The sequence below is a fragment of the Bacillus sp. FSL K6-6038 genome (assembly GCF_038050455.1).
Lineage (GTDB): Bacteria > Bacillota > Bacilli > Bacillales > Bacillaceae_G > Bacillus_A > Bacillus_A pseudomycoides.
Genome location: NZ_JBBOUH010000001.1, coordinates 3,826,693 through 3,850,854 on the forward strand (window position 1 = coordinate 3,826,693; position 24,162 = coordinate 3,850,854).

General features: G+C 35.9%; 26 protein-coding genes. 7 read left to right on the forward strand and 19 right to left on the reverse strand.

Annotation, left to right across the window (positions count from 1 at the left end; translation table 11 throughout):
- Window position 1 precedes the first annotated feature (1 nt).
- The 4 genes from ctaE to cyoE all read right to left on the reverse strand — a co-directional run bounded on the left by ctaE (window position 2) and on the right by cyoE (window position 4,590).
- A complete protein-coding gene (gene ctaE / locus NSQ40_RS20055; protein ID WP_003199716.1) occupies window positions 2-625 on the reverse strand; it encodes a cytochrome c oxidase subunit III in 624 nt (207 codons plus the stop codon).
- Entirely contained in the window at window positions 625-2,460 is a 1,836-nt protein-coding gene (gene ctaD / locus NSQ40_RS20060) for a cytochrome c oxidase subunit I (protein WP_170957067.1), read from the reverse strand. The genes ctaE and ctaD overlap by 1 nt, the downstream gene beginning before the upstream one ends.
- A gap of 60 nt (window positions 2,461-2,520) precedes the next feature.
- Window positions 2,521-3,570 carry a cytochrome c oxidase subunit II gene (gene coxB, locus NSQ40_RS20065; protein WP_033796381.1) on the reverse strand — a complete coding sequence of 350 codons (1,050 nt, stop codon included), beginning with the start codon at window positions 3,568-3,570 and terminating at the stop codon, window positions 2,521-2,523.
- A 96-nt stretch (window positions 3,571-3,666) separates the two neighbouring features.
- Window positions 3,667-4,590: a heme o synthase gene (gene cyoE, locus NSQ40_RS20070; RefSeq protein WP_033796382.1), complete on the reverse strand. Its 924-nt coding sequence runs from the start codon at window positions 4,588-4,590 to the stop codon at window positions 3,667-3,669.
- Window positions 4,591-5,090: 500 nt separating this feature from the next.
- On the opposite strand from cyoE, the gene NSQ40_RS20075 reads away from it, so the two are divergent.
- Window positions 5,091-6,038 carry a COX15/CtaA family protein gene (locus NSQ40_RS20075; protein WP_003208254.1) on the forward strand — a complete coding sequence of 316 codons (948 nt, stop codon included), beginning with the start codon at window positions 5,091-5,093 and terminating at the stop codon, window positions 6,036-6,038.
- A 75-nt stretch (window positions 6,039-6,113) separates the two neighbouring features.
- Here the strand turns inward: NSQ40_RS20075 and pyc are convergent, their stop codons facing one another.
- The 3 genes from pyc to NSQ40_RS20090 form a co-directional block, all read right to left on the reverse strand.
- Complete coding sequence (gene pyc, locus NSQ40_RS20080; RefSeq protein ID WP_003199707.1) at window positions 6,114-9,560, reverse strand: pyruvate carboxylase; 3,447 nt, start codon at window positions 9,558-9,560, stop codon at window positions 6,114-6,116.
- Window positions 9,561-9,889: 329 nt separating this feature from the next.
- Window positions 9,890-11,080 carry an FtsW/RodA/SpoVE family cell cycle protein gene (locus NSQ40_RS20085; protein WP_033796383.1) on the reverse strand — a complete coding sequence of 397 codons (1,191 nt, stop codon included), beginning with the start codon at window positions 11,078-11,080 and terminating at the stop codon, window positions 9,890-9,892.
- A 123-nt stretch (window positions 11,081-11,203) separates the two neighbouring features.
- Complete coding sequence (locus NSQ40_RS20090) at window positions 11,204-11,491, reverse strand: YlaN family protein (RefSeq protein WP_003199704.1); 288 nt, start codon at window positions 11,489-11,491, stop codon at window positions 11,204-11,206.
- A gap of 153 nt (window positions 11,492-11,644) precedes the next feature.
- Between NSQ40_RS20090 and NSQ40_RS20095 the strand changes: the two genes are divergently transcribed.
- On the forward strand, window positions 11,645-12,142 hold the full coding sequence (locus tag NSQ40_RS20095) for a hypothetical protein (RefSeq protein ID WP_003208256.1): 498 nt from the start codon (window positions 11,645-11,647) through the stop codon (window positions 12,140-12,142).
- 131 nt (window positions 12,143-12,273) lie between these two features.
- On the opposite strand, the gene NSQ40_RS20100 is transcribed toward NSQ40_RS20095, so the two are convergent.
- Together NSQ40_RS20100 and NSQ40_RS20105 are read right to left on the reverse strand one after the other, a co-directional pair.
- A complete protein-coding gene (locus NSQ40_RS20100) occupies window positions 12,274-13,602 on the reverse strand; it encodes a PhoH family protein (protein ID WP_018764776.1) in 1,329 nt (442 codons plus the stop codon).
- Window positions 13,603-13,879: 277 nt separating this feature from the next.
- Window positions 13,880-14,335 (reverse strand): pyridoxamine 5'-phosphate oxidase family protein, encoded by a 456-nt coding sequence (locus tag NSQ40_RS20105; protein WP_003199697.1) that lies wholly within the window; start codon window positions 14,333-14,335, stop codon window positions 13,880-13,882.
- Between the two features lie 142 nt (window positions 14,336-14,477).
- On the opposite strand from NSQ40_RS20105, the gene NSQ40_RS20110 reads away from it, so the two are divergent.
- Window positions 14,478-14,678: a YlaI family protein gene (locus tag NSQ40_RS20110; protein ID WP_033796384.1), complete on the forward strand. Its 201-nt coding sequence runs from the start codon at window positions 14,478-14,480 to the stop codon at window positions 14,676-14,678.
- A 36-nt stretch (window positions 14,679-14,714) separates the two neighbouring features.
- On the opposite strand, the gene NSQ40_RS20115 is transcribed toward NSQ40_RS20110, so the two are convergent.
- The 3 genes from NSQ40_RS20115 to typA all read right to left on the reverse strand — a co-directional run bounded on the left by NSQ40_RS20115 (window position 14,715) and on the right by typA (window position 17,404).
- Window positions 14,715-14,990: a hypothetical protein gene (locus NSQ40_RS20115; RefSeq protein WP_003199693.1), complete on the reverse strand. Its 276-nt coding sequence runs from the start codon at window positions 14,988-14,990 to the stop codon at window positions 14,715-14,717.
- Window positions 14,991-15,004: 14 nt separating this feature from the next.
- Complete coding sequence (locus tag NSQ40_RS20120; RefSeq protein WP_016116067.1) at window positions 15,005-15,307, reverse strand: YlaH-like family protein; 303 nt, start codon at window positions 15,305-15,307, stop codon at window positions 15,005-15,007.
- A 252-nt stretch (window positions 15,308-15,559) separates the two neighbouring features.
- A complete protein-coding gene (gene typA, locus NSQ40_RS20125) occupies window positions 15,560-17,404 on the reverse strand; it encodes a translational GTPase TypA (RefSeq protein ID WP_003199689.1) in 1,845 nt (614 codons plus the stop codon).
- Window positions 17,405-17,544: 140 nt separating this feature from the next.
- Here typA and NSQ40_RS20130 point away from each other — a divergent pair, with 140 nt between their 5' ends.
- Window positions 17,545-17,724 (forward strand): DUF5325 family protein, encoded by a 180-nt coding sequence (locus tag NSQ40_RS20130; RefSeq protein ID WP_000400124.1) that lies wholly within the window; start codon window positions 17,545-17,547, stop codon window positions 17,722-17,724.
- Window positions 17,725-17,768: 44 nt separating this feature from the next.
- On the opposite strand, the gene NSQ40_RS20135 is transcribed toward NSQ40_RS20130, so the two are convergent.
- Both NSQ40_RS20135 and NSQ40_RS20140 read right to left on the reverse strand, forming a co-directional pair.
- Entirely contained in the window at window positions 17,769-18,560 is a 792-nt protein-coding gene (locus tag NSQ40_RS20135) for an inositol monophosphatase family protein (protein ID WP_003199686.1), read from the reverse strand.
- Window positions 18,561-18,648: 88 nt separating this feature from the next.
- Window positions 18,649-18,837, reverse strand: a complete 189-nt coding sequence (locus tag NSQ40_RS20140) for a hypothetical protein (protein ID WP_001250169.1) — start codon at window positions 18,835-18,837, stop codon at window positions 18,649-18,651.
- 206 nt (window positions 18,838-19,043) lie between these two features.
- On the opposite strand from NSQ40_RS20140, the gene NSQ40_RS20145 reads away from it, so the two are divergent.
- The gene (locus tag NSQ40_RS20145) at window positions 19,044-19,670 is read left to right on the forward strand and encodes a YktB family protein (RefSeq protein ID WP_098158939.1); all 627 of its coding nucleotides are present in this window, start codon (window positions 19,044-19,046) and stop codon (window positions 19,668-19,670) included.
- An 80-nt stretch (window positions 19,671-19,750) separates the two neighbouring features.
- Here NSQ40_RS20145 and NSQ40_RS20150 read toward each other — a convergent pair whose 3' ends face one another.
- Window positions 19,751-20,020 (reverse strand): UPF0223 family protein, encoded by a 270-nt coding sequence (locus NSQ40_RS20150; RefSeq protein WP_003199680.1) that lies wholly within the window; start codon window positions 20,018-20,020, stop codon window positions 19,751-19,753.
- Between the two features lie 686 nt (window positions 20,021-20,706).
- On the opposite strand from NSQ40_RS20150, the gene NSQ40_RS20155 reads away from it, so the two are divergent.
- Together NSQ40_RS20155 and NSQ40_RS20160 are read left to right on the forward strand one after the other, a co-directional pair.
- Window positions 20,707-22,179, forward strand: coding sequence for an aminotransferase class I/II-fold pyridoxal phosphate-dependent enzyme (locus NSQ40_RS20155; protein WP_098158940.1), 1,473 nt, complete (start codon window positions 20,707-20,709; stop codon window positions 22,177-22,179).
- A gap of 75 nt (window positions 22,180-22,254) precedes the next feature.
- Window positions 22,255-23,085: a protein-glutamine gamma-glutamyltransferase gene (locus tag NSQ40_RS20160; RefSeq protein ID WP_003199676.1), complete on the forward strand. Its 831-nt coding sequence runs from the start codon at window positions 22,255-22,257 to the stop codon at window positions 23,083-23,085.
- 35 nt (window positions 23,086-23,120) lie between these two features.
- Here NSQ40_RS20160 and NSQ40_RS20165 read toward each other — a convergent pair whose 3' ends face one another.
- From NSQ40_RS20165 to NSQ40_RS20180, 4 genes are all read right to left on the reverse strand, one after another.
- Window positions 23,121-23,249, reverse strand: a complete 129-nt coding sequence (locus tag NSQ40_RS20165; protein WP_006095810.1) for a GapA-binding peptide SR1P — start codon at window positions 23,247-23,249, stop codon at window positions 23,121-23,123.
- Window positions 23,250-23,313: 64 nt separating this feature from the next.
- Complete coding sequence (locus tag NSQ40_RS20170; protein WP_098158941.1) at window positions 23,314-23,445, reverse strand: GapA-binding peptide SR1P; 132 nt, start codon at window positions 23,443-23,445, stop codon at window positions 23,314-23,316.
- Between the two features lie 61 nt (window positions 23,446-23,506).
- Window positions 23,507-23,635 carry a GapA-binding peptide SR1P gene (locus tag NSQ40_RS20175; RefSeq protein ID WP_003199961.1) on the reverse strand — a complete coding sequence of 43 codons (129 nt, stop codon included), beginning with the start codon at window positions 23,633-23,635 and terminating at the stop codon, window positions 23,507-23,509.
- A 193-nt stretch (window positions 23,636-23,828) separates the two neighbouring features.
- Window positions 23,829-24,125, reverse strand: coding sequence for a DUF3055 domain-containing protein (locus NSQ40_RS20180; protein ID WP_003199960.1), 297 nt, complete (start codon window positions 24,123-24,125; stop codon window positions 23,829-23,831).
- Between the last annotated feature and the right edge of the window lie 37 nt (window positions 24,126-24,162).

The following is a 24,162-nucleotide window of genomic DNA, read 5'->3' on the forward strand; positions in this document are numbered from 1 at the left end:
TTTATCCCACCATTCCCATCAAGTATACTACAGTGAAAATAAACACCCAAACTACATCAATAAAGTGCCAGTAAATAGATGCGACGTAAAACTTTGGAGCATTATATAAATTCAGCCCGCGCTTCGCATTCCGAAAAACTAATGTTAAGATCCATAATAATCCGAACAATACGTGTAATCCATGAGTTCCAACAAGCGCATAAAACGCTGAACCAAATGCACTACTTCTCATCGTATGTTTGAATTCGTGTGTATAATGATAAAATTCATAAATCTCAAACCCTAAAAACCCTAATCCTAATAGTACTGTAACAAGTAACCAAAGCTGCATTTGCTTAAAGTTAAAGTTCTTCATATGATACATCGCATACACGCTTGTTAAACTACTTGTTAACAAAAGCATCGTCATAATAAAGACAAGTGGCATTTGAAACATTTCTTGAGAAGTGGGGCCACCGTTTGTAGAATTTTTTAACGCTAAATATGTGCCAAATAAGGAAGCGAACAATACAGTTTCGCCTCCAAGAAATAGCCAAAATCCAACAAACTTATTTTTCCCCTCAAGGGTTGCTTTTTCAGGCTCTGCTGGAAACGTTTCATTTGTTAATTTTTCCTCTACATGCATTACGCCGTGCCCCCCTTATCATCTAAATCTTCTTTATGAATATGATAACCATGATCATCAATTACTGAACGTAAGAACATTGCACCAAATGTAATGATAAGTCCAATAATTGCAACCAATAACCAAAACTTATCTTTCCCACCTTGCATGTACATCGCACCAAATGCTGCTATAAATAATCCAAGAGATATAACAAATGGTGAAAATGAAGGGTTTGGCATATGAATATCACTAACAGGCTCTGCTGGTGTTATTTCTTTATTCCCTTCACGTTTTTCAATCCAGAACGGATCTAATCCGCGAACGAATGGTAATTGTTTAAAATTGTATTCTGGTGTAGGTGCAGGCATTGTCCATTCTAATGTACGAGCATCCCACGGATCGCGGCCAGCTTTCTCTTTAGACAACGATGTTTTCACAACATTAAATAACAGAACGATCGTTCCTAGCCCCATAAATACAGCACCAATCGAACTAATTAAGTTCCCCGTTTCTAATCCTTGGCCTGGTAAATACGTAAAGTAGCGACGTGGCATACCAATTAAACCAAGGAAATGCTGGATAAAGAATGTTAAATGGAAGCCGATAAAGAACAACCAAAATGTTATTTTCCCCAAGGTTTCATTTAATACTTTGTTAAACATAAGTGGCCAATAATAATGTGCACCTGCTAATAGTCCAAATACAACTCCACCAACGATTACGTAGTGAAAATGTGCTACAACGAAATAGTTATCATGGAATTGATAGTCAGCTGGAGCCGAGGCAAGCATGACCCCTGTTACACCACCCATTACAAATGATGGAATAAAAGCAACAGCCCACATCATTGGCGTTGTAAACCTGATACTTCCACCCCACATTGTAAAGAGCCAGTTAAATATTTTAATACCAGTCGGAACTGCAATTGCCATTGTTGCAACTGAGAAAATAGCGTTTGCAACAGGTCCAAGACCAACTGTAAACATATGATGCGCCCATACCATAAATCCTAAAAATCCAATTAACACCGTTGCAAATACCATAGATGAGTAACCAAATAGTCGTTTTTTAGAGAATGTAGCGAAAATTTCTGAGAATATTCCGAAAGCTGGAAGGATAAGAATATACACTTCTGGGTGACCGAAGATCCAGAATAAATGTTCCCATATAATCGTGTTCCCCCCTAAAGCTGGGTTAAAGAAACTTGTGCCAAATAAGCGATCTAACATAAGTAGTGCCAATCCCACTGTTAATGGTGGGAAAGCAAATAAAATAAGTGAAGAAGTTACAAATGTTGTCCATGTAAACATTGGCATACGCATATATGTCATTCCAGGTGCACGCATATTAATAATTGTGACAAGGAAGTTAATACCACCAATCAGTGTACCTATACCTGATATTTGTAACCCTAGTACATAAAAATCAACACCATGTCCTTTAGAAGCAAGGGATAACGATGCATAAGATGTCCACCCTGCATCAGGTGCCCCTCCTAAAAACCAACTTAAGTTTAAAAATACTCCACCGAAGAAAAATAACCAAAATCCAAGTGAATTTAAAAATGGAAACGCCACATCCCGTGCCCCAATTTGAAGTGGTACAGCGGCGTTCATAAATGCAAACACGAGCGGCATAGCTGCGAGGAAAATCATTGTTGTACCGTGCATCGTTAATACTTGGTTATAAGCATCCCCAACAAGAAAAGCATTGTTTGGAATCGCTAATTGAAGACGGATAAATAATGCCTCTATTCCGCCAATGATAAAAAACAATCCACCTGCAATTAAATAGAGAATGGCAATTTTTTTATGGTCTACTGTCGTCAAATAATCCCATATAACAGCACCCATCCCCTGTTTTTTTGCTACAGAACTCACGTTTTCAACCTCCCCTTCGCAAATAATCCCTCTTTACTTCTCAACTTTTAACGTTTTCAAATATGCATTTAATGCATCTACTTGACCGTCCGTTAAGTTGCCATATTTACCAGTCATTTTATTTCCTGGCTTCATATTTTCAGGATCCTTTAACCATTTTTTTACGTTTTCTTCATTATTTTCAGCAATGCCGGCAACCATATCGCGATCAGCAAAGTTTGCTAGGTTTGGTGCGATACGTGCAGAAGGTGGTCTACTATCATTTGATCCAGTTGCATGACAACCAATACAGCTTTTGTTGAATATTTCTTGACCTTCTTGTTCTTTTGGAGAAGAAACTTCCTTCTTACCATCAAGTTTCTTCATATCAACAATCCAATCTTTGTACTCGCTTTCATCAAGAGCCTTTACTTTAAATTGCATTAAAGAATGTGATGGGCCACAAAATTCTGTACAAAAACCATTATAAGTTCCTGATTTATCTGCCTTTAACCACATTTTATTGACATTATCCGTATTCGTATCCATTTTCCCAGCTAAAGATGGGACCCAAAACGAATGTTTAATGTCAGCACCTTTCAAATTCAAATATACTTTTTTACCTGTGGGGATAACTAGGTCTTGCGAAGTTACTATCTTTTCTGATTTATAAGAAAATTCCCACCAATAAAGATTCGCTGTTACATCAACAACGATTGTGTCTTTATCAATATTCTTTTTCTCCATCGCACTTACATCAGCAAGTTTGAATGTATATGTAACAGTTGGAACAGCCAATATCAGCAAAAGAATAATCGGAATGACTGTCCATATAATTTCTAGTTTGTGATTTCCTTCAACTTGCTTTGGGATATAATCTTCTTGACCCTTCTTTTGTCGGAAACGCACAATTACATACAAGAAAATAATAGTAACTACAAGTACGACACCTACCATAATTGCACTTGCTAACAAGAGTAAATCATATTGCATTTTTGCTACTTCACCTTGCGGAATTAAAGTAGATTGAAAGGCTTTACCGCATCCCCCTAACAGTAAAGCCAGCAGTGAAACGAATGAAAGCAGTCGCCACTGTTTCTTCATACAAACAACCCCCACTTTCTTTGTGAATTAGATTGTACTTTATTTATAGTAAGTAAAGTAAATCTCAACGTAAAGAAATCCCCTCATGTCGTTGTCTTAGAAGAATGTAACTACAATCATTGACACAAATAAGATTGTCAAGTAATTCAAGGAGTAGACAAACATTTGTACGGACCATTTTATGTCATCCTTCTTACGGAATCCATAGAATCCTAATACGATCCATCCAATGTTAAGCAATGTTGCAATTACCATGAATGTTACTCCCAGTCCACTCATATAAAATGGTAGTGGTAATAAACATACTGTCCAAATCATGATTTGACGTTTTGTAATATCAAATCCATGTACAACAGGAAGCATGGGAATACCTGCATTTCGATATTCATCAACACGTTTCATCGCTAACGCGAGGAAATGTGGGATTTGCCAAATAAACATAATTAAAAATAGCATCCAAGCAATTGGATGATCTAAACTAGGATCAACTGCTGCCCAACCAATTAAAGGTGGAACTGCTCCAGATATACTACCTACTACTGTATTTAGTGTATATGCTCGTTTTGTCCATAATGAATACAAAACAACGTATGTGAAAGCACCGATGAAACCTATAATTGCTGCCATTGGTGTTGTAAATAACAAGAATACAAAACCAAGAAGCAATAAAGTCATACCTAATGTTAACGCAAAACCAGGTTTATATTTTCCTGTTACTGTCGGACGATTTTTTGTCCGTTCCATTAAGTGATCGATATCCCGATCAATATAGTTATTCAAGCTACATGATCCTGCCATAATTAAAGCCGAGCCGACAATTGTAAAGAACATTTTATCCAAATGGTTAACAGCATTTAATCCATTAAAGTGTAAAGCCAACCAAAATCCTGTAAATACCGTAAGTGTATTCGAGTTTACAATCCCCATCTTAACGAGCGCTAATAAATCTTGTACACGTGTTGTTTCCGGCACATTTGTTATAGCTGACTCATCATGCAGCTCACTTGTTGCATGGTTCATCATTTCAACCCCCTCTTAAAACTTTCATCCTTCTTTCGCGTCTTTACTTTACAAAAGTATTACGCTTCTATATAGCAATATTATTACAGTAGAAATGTTGTTTTCTCACTCTACTACTAATCTACGCTCATACTCGAGTATATTAAATCATATTTCCCTAACAATTTGTGAAGAAAACGTGAACTTTTTGTGTCGGATAACAAAAAAGTTTCTCCCATTACTTCCTAATCATAACATGAGGTTACCTTCTATAATAAACTATTTTGTCATATTTAGCATATATTCTTCCCATTTCTTTTTATAATAGAAACGATTTTTCCTAAAATATGTAATTCAAATCCCGTTTTTTTCTTATTCCAAACTCTTTATCCCCTCTCTCCATTTCTTTGCTATTTTATTATTTTTTATATATCATAGGACTGTAGCGCGTTTTGTTCTATAAAATTGATGGAATGAAAATATTTCGCAATAACTTCATAACAGAAAGATGGTGAAACAGATTGCAACGCTTTATTAAATGGTTAGCAGTCATTACAAGCCTCGACTTACTAGGGGTTTTATTAGGAGGGGCTTTAGTTACAAAAACAGGTTCAGGTCAAGGATGCGGTAAATCCTGGCCACTTTGTAATGGTGAACTCGTTCCCTCTAATCTATCAATGGAAACGATTATTGAACTAAGTCACCGCTTAACATCCGGATCGGCAGGGATTCTCGTTACACTTCTTTGTATCCTATCCTGGAAATATTATAAACATGTACGTGAAACAAAAACGCTAGCTGTTTTATCTTTCGTATTTTTAGTGGCACAAGCACTCATGGGAGCTGCCGCAGTTGTTTGGGGACAAGTACCTGCTGTATTAGCTATTCATTTTGGTATTTCTTTAATTTCGTTTGCTTCTGTCATTTTACTAACGTGCCTTATTTTTGAAATCGACAAAAAATTCGATGCACGTTCTCTCATTATGGACAAAAAAATGAAATTTCATATTTACGGTGTAACAATTTACAGTTATATTGTCGTCTATACAGGTGCTTTAGTACGTCACGAGCGTGCAAGTTTAGCTTGTCCAGACTTTCCACTTTGTAGTAAAAACAGACCATGGCCTACTCAATTGCATGAATGGGTTCAAATGGGACACAGGGTTGCCGCAATATTAATATTTGCTTGGATCCTATACGCAATGATTGTTGCTATTCGTCACTATAAACAGCACCTGGTTGTATATTGGGGATGGATTATCTCATTTATTCTCGTTACACTTCAAGCAATTGTTGGTATTTTAGTCGTTTATACTAATGCAAGTTTATCAATGGCATTGTTACATTCACTCTTTATTTCTTGTCTCTTTGCTGTATTATGCTATTTAGTCATGTTAGGTACACGAAGCACAGCAAATGCAAAAGAGGCACACCCATCAACTACAACGCAAAATAAACAATCGTTTTAATAACTTGCCACTGTGGCAAGTTATTATTTTTATATAAAGAAAAGAGCTGCCTTCAAGCAACTCTTTTCTTTATTATTATTGTTCTAGTTCAATAAGTAAATCGCCTGTTTGAATCGCATCGCCATCTTTTACATATACTTTCTTCACTTTTCCATTGAATGGCGCCTGAACCGTCGTTTCCATCTTCATCGCTTCTGTAATTGCCATGGAATCGCCTTTTTTCACTTCATCACCTTCATTTACAACAACTTTAATGACCGTTCCCGGCATTGTTGCACTAATATGATTTGGATTCTCACGATTCCCTTTCACACGCTGTGCGACTGTTGATTTAACACCTTCATCTTTCACAACAATTTCACGCGGTTGCCCGTTAAATTCAAAGTAAAGTACACGTGTCCCATCTGGTTGTGGTTCACCAATTGATACTAATTTAACCATTAATGTTTTACCACGTTCAATTTCCACACCAATTTCTTCACCAAGCCTCATACCATAGAAGAATGTTGGCGTATCGAGTACAGACACGTTTCCATAAAGCCCAGCGACTTTTTCATAATCCATAAATACTTTTGGATATAATGCATATGCAACAACATCAAAAATCGTTACTTCACGTCCAAGTTTATGGAACAACTCTTCTTTTAAAGCATCGAAGTCCACTGGTTCTAACAATTCCCCTGGTCTTACTGTTAATGGCTCTTTCCCTTTTAAAATGATTTTTTGTAATTCTTTCGGGAAGCCACCATATGGTTGTCCAAGATCTCCAGAGAACATTTCCACAACAGAACCTGGGAAATCTAAAGAATGTCCACGCTCAAAAATGTCTTGTTCTGTAAGGTGATTTTGTACCATAAATAGCGCCATGTCGCCAACAACTTTTGATGATGGTGTTACTTTTACAATATCACCAAACATATCATTTACACGGCGATACATCACTTTCACTTCATCAAATCGGTCTCCTAAACCAACTGCTTTCGCTTGTTGTTGAAGGTTACTATATTGACCACCTGGCATTTCATGCATATATACCTCTGTATGCGGTGCATTCATACCACTTTCAAATGGTGCATAATATTTACGAACATCCTCCCAGTAATGTGAAAGTTTTTCTAATGAATCCACATTAACATCTGGTTGTCTTTCATTTCCACCTAGCGCATAATATAACGTATTTGCACTTGGTTGTGATGTTAGACCTGCCATTGAGCTTACAGCTACATCGACAATATCAACACCTGCCTCAATTGCTTTCGTATACGTTAAAACACCATTTCCACTTGTATCATGCGTATGAAGGTGAATCGGAATCGATACCGTTTCTTTTAAAGCAGAAACTAAATCATAGGCTGCATTTGGTTTTAATAATCCAGCCATATCTTTAATACCTAGAATATGTGCTCCTGACGCTTCCAATTCTTTCGCTAAGTTTTTATAATAATTTAAGTCATATTTACTGCGCATTGGGTCATGGATATCCCCTGTATAACACATTGTTGCCTCTGCAATTTTGCCACTCTCTCTTACAGCATCAATTGCAACTCTCATACCTTCCACCCAGTTTAAGCTATCAAAAATACGGAATACATCGATACCAGCTTGCGCTGAACATTCTACAAATTTTTGAATTAAATTATCTGGATAGTTTTTATAACCAACCGCATTTGATGAACGAAGAAGCATTTGGAATAAAACATTTGGCATTCTTTCACGAAGTTCTAATAATCGTTCCCATGGATCTTCTTTTAAGAAACGATACGCAACATCAAACGTTGCACCGCCCCACATTTCCGCTGAGAATAAATTCGGTAACATTCTAGCTGTCGGTTCAGCAATTTGGTTTAAATCTTTTGTACGAATCCGTGTTGCAAGTAATGATTGGTGCGCATCTCGGAATGTTGTATCTGTTAAAAGTACACGTTTTTGATCTTGCACCCATTTTACTAATCCATCCGCTCCGCGTTCGTCTAAAATTTGTTTTGTTCCATCTTGAATCGATTCATAATGTTTTACATTTGGTATACGTGCATCTGGGAAAATTGGCTTCTCTTTCTTCCCTACTCCTGGGAAACCATTTACTGTTACCGTACCAACATAACTTAACATCTTTGTTCCACGGTCTTTACGTTTTGGAAACACGAACAGTTCAGGTGATGCATCAATAAATGACGTATCATATTCTCCTGACAAGAAGTTTTTATGTTTTACTACATTCTCTAAGAATGGAATGTTTGTTTTAATACCACGAATACGAAACTCTTTTAAGTTGCGCTCCATTTTCGCAGCCGCTTGTTCAAATGTAAGCGCCCAAGTTGTTACTTTTACAAGTAATGAATCATAGTACGGTGTAATAACAGCCCCTTGGAAACTGTTACCTGTGTCAAGACGAACGCCAAAACCACCACCAGAACGATACGCCATAATTTTCCCTGTATCAGGCATAAAATTATTAAGCGGATCTTCTGTTGTTACACGAGATTGAATCGCATAACCATGCACAATAACGTCTTCTTGTTTTGGTATGCTTACGATTTGGCTATGTAAAGCGTGTCCATCTGCAATTAAAATTTGTGACTGAACAATATCAATGCCTGTAATCATCTCTGTAATTGTATGTTCTACTTGAACACGTGGATTTACTTCAATGAAATAAAAGTCATCGCCTTTTACAAGGAACTCAACCGTACCAGCATTTAAATAATTTACATTTTTCGTTAACTGTACCGCTGCTTCACAAATACGATGACGAAGATCATCTGAAAGTGACACGCTTGGCGCAATTTCAACTACTTTTTGATGACGACGTTGTACAGAGCAATCACGCTCATATAAATGCACAACATTTCCTTCTTCATCTGCTAATATTTGAACTTCTATATGTTTAGGTTTTTCAACGAATTTTTCAACATACACTTCATCATTACCAAAAGCTGCTTTCGCTTCTGATTTTGCACGATCATAAGATTCTTTTAATTCATCACCGCTACGTACAATACGCATACCGCGGCCACCACCACCAAGTGATGCTTTAATAATTATCGGGTAATCATACTTCTTAGCAAACTCTTCAACTTCTTCTAGTGAATTAATAGGTCCATCGCTGCCAGGAATAACTGGAATATTTGCTAATTGCGCTTGTGTTCTTGCTTTTACTTTATCTCCAAACATATCTAAATGTTTGCTCTTTGGTCCGATAAAGATAATTCCTTCTTCTTCACAACGTCTAGCAAATTGGATATTTTCTGACAAGAAACCATATCCAGGGTGAATTGCATCCACGTGATTGCTTTTTGCAATCTCAATAATACCTTCAATATCAAGGTAAGCATCGATTGGTTTTTTGCCTTCTCCCACTAAATAAGATTCATCTGCTTTATAGCGATGGTAAGAACCGCTATCCTCTTTTGAATAAATTGCAACTGTATTTAATCCAAGTTCTGAACAAGCTCGGAATACACGAATTGCAATTTCTCCACGGTTAGCTACTAAAACTTTTTGAATACGTTGCAGCTTTGTCATGATTTTCCCCCTCTACTTTCCTACCACTTTAGAGATTAAATAGGTACACGCTCTAAAAGCGTGAAGTTCTTCACTTTCTTTTCTAAACTATACTCGGAAAGCTTCACCTTATTTTTATACATCATACCTTATTTTTTAACAAATGATAAGTTTTCTGATCAATTTGTTTCACAAAAATAGTATAGCACAACTCTTCTTTTTCTGACAGTTTTATTGTATAACACATTAAAATATTTATGACACACTATTGTTATTTAAACCAAACAAAGTATAACCTATTAAAAAACAACATAATAAAAAGGTTTTGTGTCATCAAACACAAAACCTTTTTATTTCACAACAACAAGATGTGGCTCACCTTGTTGTTTTTTCTCATATATTTCTTTTTGTTGCTTCTCTTGTCGTTTCACATAACTCCCTAAGTTCAACAATATACCCATTGCAAATAGATTCGCCATTAAAGAACTACCACCATAACTGACAAACGGCAAAGGCACACCAGTAAGAGGCATTAGCCCAGACATACCACCAATGTTAACAAACGTTTGCACCCCAAACAGGCTAGCAATACCTATAGCAATTAAACTTCCAAATGGATCCTTACACTTTTGAGCAATTCGCAATGCACGAATAATAATAAGTAATAAACTAATTAAAATAATCGCTACACCGATAAAGCCGAGCTCTTCCGATATAATCGCCATAATAAAGTCTGTATGCGGCTCAGGTAGATATCCGAATTTTTGTATACTATTCCCAAGCCCTCTTCCGTTTAGTTCACCCGAAGCAATACCAATAAAAGAATTTACCAATTGGAATCCATCACCTTGTGGATCTTCAAATGGATTTAAAAATGCTACGAAACGTGCTTTTTGATAAGGCTTCAATACTAAGTTACCAACTAAGTATAAAAGCGGAATCCATACAATTGCACTTAATACGATACGCTTTATCCACTTGTTAATTGGCCCTCCTGAACAAAGGAACATAATCCCGACAATACCTATGATTAACAGTACCGTCCCTAAATCATTTTGTTTCAGAATTAAAAATACTATTAACCCTATAAACAAAATTGTCCCTGCTGATCCTTGCCATACTGAAGTATCTGTTTCTTGCTTCCTTGCAAAGAAACGTGCGAGTACGATAATGATAGCTATTTTAACAAATTCAGCAGGCTGTATACCAAACACCCAAGCTTGCGCACCATTTGCTTTCGTTCCAAGCAACAAAGCTAACGATAGCAAACTAATACTCCCTAGCATCATTAGTAATAAAATAATTCTCTTTCTCCAAAATTGGTATGGGATCACAGCGATTATACCTAATCCCAATACTGTACCTATACCTAATGCTAATAATTGCTTATGAAAAAAGTAATCACTTGGCAAATTCAGTTTAGCATACCTTGTAATGGCCAAAATAGAGCTAGCACTGTATACCATTATAACTCCCAGTACACATAAAATAACAAGAGGAAGCAATAATGAATAATCCATTGACTTCCATACTTTTTTCATTCAATATCCTCTTTCTGTTTTCAGTTTAATTGTTGTATTCCATATGTATTGGAATTCTTCCTGCTTTATTATACAAATAAAAAGCTCAAACTTAGTCAGTTTGAGCCCCCTTATTTGAACCCTTTATTGTTGTTTGTTTGTAAATGCTTCATGAAGTGCTGATAATTCCCGTTCGAGCTCTCCTAACATTTCTTTCCCTTGCTCTTCTGTAATAAGACCAAGACGAACCGCAAAGTCAACTTCACGGGATAGTCCAAACATTTGCGTGTCCAACACTTCTTCATATAATGGACATTGCGGCATCGTAAGGTGGTCCATTTGCACCTTAATAAGTCTTAAAATCTTCTCCGCATCCGCTTTTAGAAGGGCAAGTGCCTTTTCCTGATGATTTGCTACTGTCTCAGACGCCAAATTGATTCCCTCCGTTTCCGTCCTACTCTTCTATCCTATCTATTAATATTAGCGATAGTTTTAATAAATTGCAATAGAAACATTTTTTGTGACAATCGTGTCTAATGCTATTATACTGAAAAGTGGGAGCATAATACAAATGGGGGAACAACAATGAGTGAAATTTTATTTATAAATGGAAAAGTACGCTTTCCGATCACACTTGACCCAAGCGTTTGGATTTTTGATGATCGAAAAGTAGATTTAACAACTTACTTCACCGAAACGAAAGAAGAAAAATCAGAATTAGAAGACTATCTCAAGCACACTTCCGAACATTGGGATCGTGAAATCCGTAATGGTGCCGCTTTCCCACCTATTCAAAAAAGCGTAAAAACATTTAAAAAGGAACAGCTTATTACAGGAACGTTTGGCATACCACTTCATCCCTTTTTCAAAAATGCTGAAATTACAGCTGAAGCAACACATGTTGAAATCCATACATTGCATGATTCACTCACACTTTCATTAGAAGAAGCAAACAATGTTATTCTTGGATTTTCAAAAGATGGAAAACCATTACGAGAGGATGGACCTGTCCACCTTTACTTTGGTGACGGCTCTAATATAAACAATCCAATTCGAAATATCCGTAAGTTTACAATTATTTAAAAAAGGAGTAGGCAAAAGCCACTCCTTTTTTTCCACCCTTTGCAGTCAGAAGTATTCCCACCTCAAAATTTAACAACAGCAAAACAGTTAGACTTCGGCTGATGAAATCCCTCACTGATTAAAGTTTCACTTTATAATAGGTCCGCTGCTAGTTGTGCTAAATTAGAACGCTCTCCTTTTACAAACTTTACATGTCCGCTAATTTTTTGTTCTTTAAATTTCTCTACAACATACGTTAAACCATTATTATATTCATCTAAGTAAGGATGATCAATTTGTTGTGGATCTCCCATTAATACAATTTTACTTTTTTCTCCAACCCTTGTTAATATTGTTTTCACTTCATGTTTCGTTAAATTTTGCGCCTCATCAATAATAATAAATTGATCTGGAATACTTCGTCCTCGTATATAAGTAAGCGCCTCTACTTCAATTGAACCCATACCCGCTAAAATCGCATCTAATTCGCCTGGTTTTTTTGTATTAAATAAATACTCTAGATTATCGAAAATTGGTTGCATCCACGGTCTTAACTTTTCTTCTTTTTCTCCTGGTAAATATCCGATATCCTTACCAACTGGAACAATCGGCCGAGCAACAAGGAGTTTTTTGTACAATCCTAAATCCTCCGTTTGCATAAGACCAGCAGCTAACGCGAGTAATGTTTTACCAGTTCCTGCTTTCCCTGTTAACGTTACGAGTGGAATATCTTCACGAAGCAACAATTCTAATCCCATAATTTGCTGCACATTCCGTGGGCGTATTCCCCAAACTTGCTCATTATGAAAAATAAGTTTCTTCACTTTTTTCCCTGAATAATCAACAATTCCAAGTGCAGAGCTAGAACCACCTAATGCATCTTTCATCACGATAAATTGATTTGGATAAAATGGATGATTTGCAATTTCCGATAAAGGAAATTCTCCTTTTTCATAAAAATAATTGAGCTGTTCTTTTGATATGTAACCTTCTAAAAAACCTGAATATATATTTTCTACTTCAATTACACGATCACTTAAATAATCTTCAGCTTGTAAACCAAGAGCATCTGCTTTTACTCTCACAAGTACATCTTTACTTACTAAAATGACAGACTTTCCATTCTCTTTCTCTTGCTCTTCTAAGAATAAATTTTTCGCAACAGCTAAAATACGATTATCGTTTGTTTTTTCAACAAAAATATCTTGCAGTTGAACAAATGAGCGATGGTTTAATTCAATACGAAATGTCCCTCCATTTTCAAGGGGTATACTCTCATGCAGTTTTCCTAATTCGCGAAATTTATCTATCAATTTAGATACATAACGAGCATTTCGTCCGACTTCATCCATGTAGCGTTTTTTCGAATCAACCTCTTCTAATACAACTGCTGGAATCACTACCTCATTTGTTTCAAAAGAAAAAATAGATAAAGGATCCTGCAAAAGTACATTCGTATCTAACACATAAATTTTATCCAACCTGTTACCCCCTGACTCCACTTTTAAATTTGTAGAACAAGGGTTTCATCCATAATCATGATATGGACGAACCATTGTTATAATTATATGTAATGTATTAACGAGGCAGAATCGAAATTCATATAAATTAAAACTTTTTTTAATCCTTTTTCTCATTCATAACTAGGTATCGTATTCATTCGTCAAAATTTATATTCTAACATGCAGCAAAGATTCCTTATTCACTCAGGTTAAAATAGCAGAAAAGGATGAACAACCCTAGTGTTCATCCACTTTTCTACAATTCTTTCATCGCCGTTAACACTTGATTATCAAGTGTTTCAGCAGCACGAGGATCATATGTTTTTTCATATGTTGGTTCCGAAGCAAGCTTTGCTCCATAAAACATAACATCACGTACTTCTTGAACAGATACTTCTACTGCAGTTAATTTGAGTGGACTGCCATCCAATCTCTCCTTTAAAATCTTTGCTTCACCGCTAATGGAAAATACAGATTCATTTGCCATTACAGTGAGTACAATCCCTGCATGATGGCGCAAATTTTCCGCAATACGAGAGCGTTGATCAATCGCAAATCGAATACTTGTCTCATTTATTGCATATACCCATGAAATAGCACTTACATTCGGAACAGCCTTTTCAAAATCAATTGTTGCAATTGTTATAATACGTCCTTCACGTAAAGATTGAACTAAAGAATCTGTCAATGTAGGTTCTACTACATTTGCCATATTTCCACCTCCAAAATTTTATTTATCTTAATGATAACTTATTTTTCGAATTGCGAAAATATTATTTTTTCCCCCTATAGTTCAAAAATATCAAATTTACATGATATACTTATATCGATAGAATTTGTATTGAGGTGACGAAATGAGAGTCAAATGCATGCTTTGTGATAAAAAAGAAGAGTTAGATGACGAAAATCCTATGGCCAAAAGGCTTCGTAACCGTCCTATTCATACATATATGTGCATAGAATGCACAGAACGTATTGCAGAACGTACAATGGAACGCCATGCAACTGGAAATTTCCACTTATATCGTGATAAAACTATAGAAGATGAGTGGTAAACTGTCAAATAAGTCCTTAATCATTCAGATGAGGGCTTATTTATATTTCTCCGGCTCTCGTTTCATTTGATCTAAGAAACAATCTATAAGCTCTATCGGAAATCTTGTAGAATGTTTTTCTCCTTCTTGTTCATATGTAACCAAATACATATCTTCTTTTTTTTCCACCGTTACATCTCTTAATTGATGATCTTCATGTAACATGTTATGAAACAGTAAATATGTTTCTTGTGCAGCTGCATCATGCGGGCGTGCTTCCGCGACAGTTTTAATTGTTAGCCAATTATATAACGCATCTTGTACAGAACGCATGAAACATCCCCCCTTTAACCTACTCTTTGTTGCTTTGCTTGGCGTAAGCGTAATCTATAAATACCGAATACAATCGCTGTCACAACAAGTCCTTCTCCTACTGGTAAAAACACTCCCAAAAAAGTTAAAACTGTACATCCAATTGCTAAGGATACATAAATCACAATGTTTTTTAGTAATGGTAACTTCCTAGCAAATCCTAAATTATATACGAGTGCACTTAGTATAATCATTGTACCGTAAAGCTGCCACATCCCTACTTCTGGATTCACATCTACATTGTATAACTTTGCAAAAAATGACATTCTCTCTAGCATTATACTTCTCCCCTTCATCTAGCAAAGATGAATAAAAATCCCCCTATCTAAAATAAAGATAGAAAATAATCCATATCGGCCAAATTCATTCAACTAACTAGCAGCGCCTTACTTCTTAATTTTTAAATTCTATGTTGTCTACTATAAGATTACCTTGTAGAAAAAATACTGTCTAGATAAAAGATTAAATTTTCGAAAAATAAGCAAATTAAAAAAGCTGCCTTTTTAATGAAAAGGCAGCTTTATCTTTTTTTACGCTTCTACAGATTTCTTTTTCTTAGCAGCTCTTTCGCGCTCGCTCTTATCAAGAATCTTTTTGCGAAGACGGATTGATTCTGGTGTTACTTCACAGTACTCATCGTCATTTAAGTATTCTAATGACTCTTCTAATGTCATGATACGAGGTTTTTTCATTGTTGACGTTTGGTCTTTTGTTGCAGAACGAATGTTAGTTTGTTGTTTCATTTTTACAACGTTAACTGTTAAATCATTCTCACGTGTATGCTCCCCAACAATCATACCTGTATATACTTCTGTACCTGGTTCAACGAAGATTACACCACGGTCTTCAACTTGCATAATACCGTATTGTGATGCTTTTCCTGTTTCAAGTGAAACTAGAACACCTTGACGACGTCCACCAACTTGTCCAGCATGTACTGGCTGATAGCTATCGAATGTATGGTTTAAAATACCGTAACCACGTGTTAAAGTTAAGAACTCTGTTGTATAACCAATTAGGCCACGTGCTGGAACCATAAACGTCAGACGAACTTGACCGTTTCCGTTATTCACCATATCTAACATTTCACCTTTACGTGCACCCATTGACTCCATAATAGAACCAGTATACTCTTCTGGCACGTCAATTTGTACGCGCTCTACAGGCTCACATCTTACACCATCAACATCTCTAATAATTACTTCTGGTTTAGATACTTGTAATTCATATCCTTCACGACGCATGTTCTCAATTAAGATTGATAAGTGCAACTCTCCACGTCCAGATACAATCCATGCATCAGGAGAATCTGTGTTATCTACACGTAAGCTTACATCTGTTTCTAGCTGTGCACGAAGACGCTCTTCAATTTTACGAGATGTAATATATTTACCTTCACGACCTGCAAATGGGCTGTTATTTACAAGGAATGTCATTTGTAATGTTGGCTCATCGATACGTAGTAATGGTAATGCCTCTTGATGCTCAACTGGACATACTGTTTCACCAACGTTGATGTCTTCCATACCTGAAACAGCTACTAAGTCTCCAGCTTTTGCTTCTTCAATTTCTTGGCGTTTTAATCCAATGTAACCAAATAATTTAGTTACACGGAATTGTTTCACACTTCCGTCAACCTTCATTAATGCTACTTGTTGTCCTACTTTCATTGTACCGCGGAATACACGGCCAACCCCAATACGGCCAACATAGTCATTGTAATCAAGAAGTGCTACTTGGAATTGAAGTGGCTCTTCGCTATTATCAATTGGTGCTGGAATATGTTCAATGATTGTGTCAAATAATGATTTCATATTCTCTTCTTGATTTGCTGGGTTTGAATCTAAGCTTGCTGTTCCATTCATTGCTGATGCGAATACAACAGGGAACTCTAATTGATCTTCGTTTGCACCAAGCTCAATGAATAAGTCAATTACTTCGTCAACCACTTCATCAGGACGAGCAAAGTCACGGTCAATTTTGTTTACAACCACGATCGGAGTTAAGTTTTGTTCTAATGCTTTCTTTAAAACAAATCGTGTTTGAGGCATACAACCTTCGTATGCATCAACAACAAGTAAAACACCATCAACCATTTTCATAATACGCTCTACTTCACCACCGAAGTCAGCGTGTCCAGGTGTATCTAAAATGTTAATTCGTTTATCTTCATAGTGAATCGCTGTATTTTTCGCTAAAATGGTAATACCGCGTTCTCTTTCTAAATCATTTGAATCCATTGCACGCTCTTCTACGTGCTCATTTGCACGGAACGTCCCCGCTTGACGTAATAATTGGTCAACAAGTGTTGTTTTACCATGGTCAACGTGGGCGATAATTGCTATATTGCGTAAATCTTGTCGTTTTTTCAACATGTCCAACTCCTAGTGTCTTTTTAATCCTTCTCTATTATAAGAGCGAAGGTGATACAATGGCAATCAAAATAAAATCAAGAATGAAAATATAGTTGTATTCTTACTTTTGTGAAAGTAAAATGAAATTGGAGGGTGAAGATATGGAACACATTCAATATCGCTTTTTATTAACGGCTATTATCGGTGTTATTTTCTTAATTGGCATTGGAATTATGATTGCTGAAAATAGTCCCATCGGTATTATTATTTGCATTATTGGCACATTTGTTACAGTTGGATATGGATTTATAACAAAACGCAAAATGCGCAAATCACAGTAACAGTAAAAAGTAAGAAGCTACTTCTTGGCCTCTTACTTTTTTTGTTACTGTGATACAAATGGTAGTAACTCTTCATATACTCCCGGCTTCGCAACTAATACACTGCTTTTTTCCACGATAGAAAGAGTCGTGCCAGCAAATGTCGTCACCTTACCACCAACTTCTTCTACAATAATCATTCCACCGCCAAAATCCCAAGGAGATAATCGTGGCGTCACGTAAGCATCCAATCTTCCGGTTGCAACATAGACCATTTCTAGCGCTGCACATCCATATGATCGTGTCCCTCTTGCCAATTTCACAAGCTGCATCATTTTCTCCATATTAAGTAATGGATTATCAGTGAGCCAAGTTGCATTTAACGCAATTATTCCATGCTCCACTGTACTTTTCTCAAGAGTAGGAATGGATGTATCATTACAAAAAGCTCCTTCACCTTTTACAGCATGATACAGTTCTTCATGAACCGGATCATAGACGAGACCGATTTTTCCGATACCGTTCTCATAAATGCCAATTGAAATCGCAAAGTTTCTTTTTTGATGAACAAAATTCATCGTACCATCAATTGGATCAATTAACCAAACAACTCCATCCGAAGAAGCAACCTCATCTCCATACCCTTCTTCTCCTAAAATATAATGATCTGGGAATGTTTGTTTAATTTTCCCAATCAAGAACTGTTCTGTTTCTCGATCCATATTTGTTACTAAATCAGCTGCATTTGATTTTGTCTCTACAATAAGTGTCTTTTGCAATGATGCCATTAAACGCTCGCCAGCTTCTCGAATCCACTGCTTTGCATTTGTATCGATTTCTTTCCATACCTCTTGCATGTTTAAACACTCCGATCTATACTGTTCACAGAAAAAACGAACCCTTTATAAGGTTCGCACCAACTTATTTTTTATACATATACTATTATTACGCTTCTAAACGAATCATTTCAAGTCTTAGTACTTCTAATTTTTGCACGCACTCTTCTTTTTTCTGATTATCATTTTCCATCATTGCATCGTATAGCGTTGCTAATTCATAATCTAACTCCAATCTTAGCACCGGAATTCTTTTTTCAGCATCTGTTCTCTTTAACGCATTAATCACCTGTCTCATTTTTATTGCCTCCTCCCAATATTCGTCTGCCCTTGGACTGTAATTAACTTAATTTTCTGATTTTTTGTTTTATACTATATTATGTTGGATAAATCATCTATGCAACAAAATTATATTTTTTTACGTAAATTTTTTATGCTGATTTTTTTATGAATAGTACAAGCTATGCTAAAATTAAAAACAAACTAGGAGTTGGAGGAACAGTCATGACATTACAAACATTTAAAGAAAAGGACTTTGCAGTCTTTTCTGTTGATGGCCTTGAGGAGCGAATGAATGCTATTAAAACAAACATTCATCCTAAATTAGAAGCTCTAGGCGAACAATTTTCTCATTATTTATCAGAACAAACTGGTGAAGCTTTCTTCTATCATGTAGCGAAACACGCACGTCGTAAAGTCAATCCACCAAACGATACTTGGGTTGCTTTTTCAACAAATAAACGCGGTTATAAAATGTTACCACATTTTCAAATCGGTTTATGGGGAACCCACGCTTTCATATACTTTGGTTTAATCTATGAGTGTCCACAGAAAGTGGAAGCGGCTCATGCCTTCTTAGGACATTTAAATGATTTAAAAACAAATATACCAAATGACTTCGTTTGGTCCATTGACCATACTAAACCAGGTGCAAAACCGCATAACATGCTTGAAGCAAATGAATTACAAAAAATGATTGAACGCTTAGCCACTATAAAAAAAGCAGAGTTACTAGTAGGTATTCACATCTCACCAGAAGAATTTTCAACACTTACTGATGAACAATTTCTTACAAAGGTTGAAGCTACGATGCAATCACTCCTTCCTTTATATAAAATTTGTAATCGATAGTAGAAAACGGACAATGTACATTGTCCGTTTTTAGTTGTTATCCCATTATAGCACTTTGAATTTAAATTTTCAAAATATTTTTACACTTTTACAATCTTTTGTTCTTCTACTTCTTTCGCTTTTTGAATTGCCCGATATATAGAGTAACCACTTACCTCTTGAAACTCTTTATCAATTTTCTTCTCTTCTGCTTTCGACGGTACAATTTCTTTAAAACGACGATATAATCTCATCAATTCTTCTCTAACGATACCTTTTTCATATGCCTTTTCAATTGCCTCATAGAATGTCACGATTGCAATCATCTCATCATTTGACCAATCATAATCAAGTGGATATTGATATTCCATATGTACACCTCATCCATTTTTATTTTCTACCATTATGCTACCTTAAAAATAAAACTTTCAACCTTCTTTGCTATAGCCACTTTGCATTATACACTATTTCTCTTTTATTATGGAATTGTCTCCCTTCATAACTGAAGACAACAGAGCAATAAAAGACATATGTCTTCTTTCTTGTTTGAAACTGAACCACTGATAAAGTGAAATTCCAATCATTTCTTTCGCATTCTTCACTAATTATGAGCCCTGATCAATCGGGCTTTTACGTACATTCTATCCCCCACCTAATTTCTTTGCTTTCACTGATTTTTAAGAGGTAGATATTATTGACTGCAACTAATAGGATGAAATATAACTCTATCTGTAGGATTCGACGTATCTCTTCGTTTTCTCTGAACCTTGGGCCAAGAGCTTCCTACCTACGAATAAAAGAATAAACTTACTACTAATTATGCATATAATAAAAATAATAATTTTCCCTATACATATATAATCATTGGTGATATAATGCTTTTGTTTTATTGAAAATAAAGTGAAGCTTCCATGACAAAATTTTTGAATGGTAAGTAGAACAATTCAAGTTCTTATAGACGGTTATATAACTATACAGGGGAAATAACTTTCTTATTGAACAAGATAAACATAAAACAATTCATAATAAATATTACGAAGAAGAAGGGGTGTATAGATTGTCCCAATACAAAACACCATTGTTTACCGCTTTAGTAGAGCACAGTAAGCGAAATCCAATTCAATTCCATATCCCAGGTCATAAAAAAGGACAAGGAATGGATCCTATGTTTCGCGAATTTATTGGGCATAATGCATTAGCAATTGATTTAATTAATATCGCGCCGCTCGATGATTTACATCATCCAAAAGGTATGATTAAAGAGGCTCAAGACTTAGCAGCGACTGCGTTCGGTGCAGATCATACTTTCTTTTCCGTCCAGGGAACAAGCGGTGCAATTATGACAATGGTGATGAGCGTTTGTGGCCCAGGTGATAAAATCCTTGTACCACGAAACGTTCATAAATCTGTAATGTCAGCCATTATTTTCTCAGGTGCAAAACCAATTTTCATTCATCCTGAAATTGATCCGAAGCTCGGTATTTCACACGGGATTACGATTCAATCTGTAAAAAAAGCACTTGAGGAGCATTCAGATGCAAAAGGATTACTTGTTATTAACCCAACGTATTTCGGATTTGCTGCAGACTTACAACAAATTGTAAAATTAGCTCATTCCTACGATATACCTGTATTAGTAGATGAAGCTCACGGTGTTCATATTCATTTTCATGAGGAACTACCGATGTCAGCCATGCGAGCTGGTGCAGATATGGCAGCAACAAGTGTCCATAAATTAGGAGGATCCTTAACACAAAGTTCTATTTTAAATGTAAAAGAAGGTCTTGTGAATGTAAAACATGTCCAATCTATTATTAGCATGCTTACAACAACATCAACTTCTTATATTCTATTGGCTTCTTTAGATGTTGCCAGAAAACGCCTTGCGACTGAAGGACAAGAATTAATCACAAAAACAATTCAGTTAGCTGAACATGTCCGCAATACTGTAAATAAGATTGAAAACCTATACTGCCCTGGTAAAGAAATGTTAGGTACGGATGCAACATTTAGTTATGATCCAACAAAACTGATTGTATCTGTCAAAAATTTAGGTATTACAGGTCATGAGGCAGAATTATGGTTAAGAGAACATTACAACATTGAAGTCGAGCTTTCGGACTTATATAACATTTTATGCCTCGTTACATTAGGGGATACAGAGGATGAAACCAACATTCTCATCCAGGCCTTACAAAAACTAGCAACTACATTTAAAGATAGAGCGGACAAAGGTGTTCAAGTACAAGTTGAAATTCCAGAAATCCCTGTACTTGCCCTCTCTCCTCGAGATGCTTTTTATTCAGAGACAGAGGTCATCCCATTTGAAAATGCTGCTGGCCGCATTATAGCTGATTTTGTAATGGTTTATCCACCAGGGATTCCAATCTTTACTCCAGGTGAAATTATTACACAAGAAAACTTAGATTACATTCATAAAAATTTAGAAGCGGGTCTGCCAGTACAAGGTCCCGAAGACATGACATTACAAACATTACGCGTTATTAAAGAATATAAGCCTATCATTTGATAGGCTTTTTTTTCACCATTTTTTCTTTTACTCATACCATACTAAAGAATGTAACGTATAGGTGGGGATACAGTTATGATTGTGATTGGTCGTTCTATTGTACATCCTTATATCACGAGTGAAAACGAACCGTTCGCTACTGAGAAACAACAAATATTAGCCATTATGGCTGGAAATCAAGAAGTATATGCATTCCGAACGGCTGATGAACTCATTTTCGATCTAAATTTACGAATTCATATTATTACATCTGCCTTAGAACTCTTTCAAAGCGGACTTCAATTCCGTACATTCCAAGAGTCCTATTGTAACCCTGAATTTTGGCAAAGGACACCACTGGGAGGGTTTCAACTACTCCCAAATGTACCACCCTCCGTCGCGATACGAGATATTTTTAAAAACGGAAAAAAATACGGAACAGAATGTGCAACAGCAATGATTATTATTTTTTACAAAGCACTTTTAGCTCTATATGATGACCAAATCTTTAATCACTTATTCGCAAACCTTCTACTATATACATGGGATTATGATCAAGATTTAAAACTGGTGACAAAAACCGGTGGGGATATCGTTCCTGGCGATCTTGTTTACTTTAAAAACCCACAAGTAAATCCAGCTTCGGTTGAGTGGCAAGGAGAGAATGCCATTTATTTAGGCAATTTCTTTTTTTATGGGCACGGTGTAGGAGTACAAACAAAAGAACAAATCATTTATTTATTAAATGAACGAAGAATTCCTTATGCCTTTATCTCAGCATATTTAACAGATTTTATTACACGAATAGATAGCCGTCTTATGAGTCAACATACTTCTGTTAATAATCTACAAACAACACTCAAATTTATTCCCATCAGGGACGATGCAATTGTTGCAACGGTTGGTCATACAACTACAATCTATTAAAAAAGGCGCCTGCAGATGTGCAGGCGCCTTTTTAATTATTGGGCTTTTGTATGCTCCTTGTGATCACATCCGCAAGATCCACATTTCCCGTAAAGTACTGTTGTTTTTTCATCTTCAAAGTGTGCGATTGTTCCTTCACAAGCTTGACATACAATTGTTCCCATTTTTCATTTCCCCCTGAGTTTCATTTATAGTTTCAAATCTTTATATTCATAAACTTCCTATATATTACTGGGCTTTTGTATGTTCTTTATGATCACATTCACAATGAGATCCACATTTCCCATAAAGTATTGTTGTTTTTTCATCTTCAAAGTGTGCAATTGTTCCTTCACAAACTTGACATACGATTGTTCCCATTTTTCATTTCCCCCTAAGTTTATGGTCCTAAAAACTTTTTCAGCAGCAAGATTCCTATATATTATTGGGCTTTTGTATGCTCCTTGTGATCACATCCGCAAAATTCACATTTCCCGTAAAGTACCGTTACTTTCTCATCCTCGAAGTGTGCAATTGTACTTTCACAATCTTGACATACGATTGTTCCCATTTTTTATTTCCCCCTAAGTTTATAATCCCAAAAACTTTTGTAACCGCTTAACTTTCTGTCTTCATTTTAATATGTTATACTTTTTGCGTCAATAGGTTTTTAGTATAACACATTAAAAATTTTATTTTACATTAGTATGAGACAATAACAAAAAAACAGTCATATCTTAATAAGTACGACTGTTCCCTTTTGTTTATTCTTCATATTCAGCATGTAAAGAAGTAGGTGGTACAAGAAACTTAAAGAACTGTGCTAAATCATCCGCCTCCTCCTCCGATTGTAATTTAAAGACCTGTTGTAAATGTTGAACATTATCTACATCATCTTGTCCTAGTAGAGTTGCTCTCCCTGTTTGCATGCACACGACAAGAGGTTTCCCAAAAAACATATTTGTATAAATGACCCCAAAGTCATAACGGTTCTCATGTGTCATAAATCCTAGAAATCGTACCTTCACACTTTCATGCTCATCATACAATTTTTCAAACATTTACTCCCTCCTTTCTTCACAACACTTTCTACTTGTA

What these genes read in the sequence shown, in the direction of transcription:
- ctaE (WP_003199716.1), bottom strand. Translation starts at nt 625, where the DNA reads ATGCATGTAGAGGAAAAATTAACAAATGAAACGTTTCCAGCAGAGCCT.
- ctaD (WP_170957067.1), bottom strand. Translation starts at nt 2,460, where the DNA reads ATGGGTGCTGTTATATGGGATTATTTGACGACAGTAGACCATAAAAAA.
- coxB (WP_033796381.1), bottom strand. Translation starts at nt 3,570, where the DNA reads ATGAAGAAACAGTGGCGACTGCTTTCATTCGTTTCACTGCTGGCTTTA.
- cyoE (WP_033796382.1), bottom strand. Translation starts at nt 4,590, where the DNA reads ATGAACCATGCAACAAGTGAGCTGCATGATGAGTCAGCTATAACAAAT.
- pyc (WP_003199707.1), bottom strand. Translation starts at nt 9,560, where the DNA reads ATGACAAAGCTGCAACGTATTCAAAAAGTTTTAGTAGCTAACCGTGGA.
- NSQ40_RS20085 (WP_033796383.1), bottom strand. Translation starts at nt 11,080, where the DNA reads ATGAAAAAAGTATGGAAGTCAATGGATTATTCATTATTGCTTCCTCTT.
- NSQ40_RS20095 (WP_003208256.1), top strand. Translation starts at nt 11,645, where the DNA reads ATGAGTGAAATTTTATTTATAAATGGAAAAGTACGCTTTCCGATCACA.
- NSQ40_RS20105 (WP_003199697.1), bottom strand. Translation starts at nt 14,335, where the DNA reads ATGGCAAATGTAGTAGAACCTACATTGACAGATTCTTTAGTTCAATCT.
- NSQ40_RS20110 (WP_033796384.1), top strand. Translation starts at nt 14,478, where the DNA reads ATGAGAGTCAAATGCATGCTTTGTGATAAAAAAGAAGAGTTAGATGAC.
- NSQ40_RS20115 (WP_003199693.1), bottom strand. Translation starts at nt 14,990, where the DNA reads ATGCGTTCTGTACAAGATGCGTTATATAATTGGCTAACAATTAAAACT.
- NSQ40_RS20120 (WP_016116067.1), bottom strand. Translation starts at nt 15,307, where the DNA reads ATGCTAGAGAGAATGTCATTTTTTGCAAAGTTATACAATGTAGATGTG.
- typA (WP_003199689.1), bottom strand. Translation starts at nt 17,404, where the DNA reads ATGTTGAAAAAACGACAAGATTTACGCAATATAGCAATTATCGCCCAC.
- NSQ40_RS20130 (WP_000400124.1), top strand. Translation starts at nt 17,545, where the DNA reads ATGGAACACATTCAATATCGCTTTTTATTAACGGCTATTATCGGTGTT.
- NSQ40_RS20135 (WP_003199686.1), bottom strand. Translation starts at nt 18,560, where the DNA reads ATGCAAGAGGTATGGAAAGAAATCGATACAAATGCAAAGCAGTGGATT.
- NSQ40_RS20140 (WP_001250169.1), bottom strand. Translation starts at nt 18,837, where the DNA reads ATGAGACAGGTGATTAATGCGTTAAAGAGAACAGATGCTGAAAAAAGA.
- NSQ40_RS20145 (WP_098158939.1), top strand. Translation starts at nt 19,044, where the DNA reads ATGACATTACAAACATTTAAAGAAAAGGACTTTGCAGTCTTTTCTGTT.
- NSQ40_RS20150 (WP_003199680.1), bottom strand. Translation starts at nt 20,020, where the DNA reads ATGGAATATCAATATCCACTTGATTATGATTGGTCAAATGATGAGATG.
- NSQ40_RS20160 (WP_003199676.1), top strand. Translation starts at nt 22,255, where the DNA reads ATGATTGTGATTGGTCGTTCTATTGTACATCCTTATATCACGAGTGAA.
- NSQ40_RS20165 (WP_006095810.1), bottom strand. Translation starts at nt 23,249, where the DNA reads ATGGGAACAATTGTATGTCAAGCTTGTGAAGGAACAATCGCACACTTT.
- NSQ40_RS20170 (WP_098158941.1), bottom strand. Translation starts at nt 23,445, where the DNA reads ATGGGAACAATCGTATGTCAAGTTTGTGAAGGAACAATTGCACACTTT.
- NSQ40_RS20175 (WP_003199961.1), bottom strand. Translation starts at nt 23,635, where the DNA reads ATGGGAACAATCGTATGTCAAGATTGTGAAAGTACAATTGCACACTTC.
- NSQ40_RS20180 (WP_003199960.1), bottom strand. Translation starts at nt 24,125, where the DNA reads ATGTTTGAAAAATTGTATGATGAGCATGAAAGTGTGAAGGTACGATTT.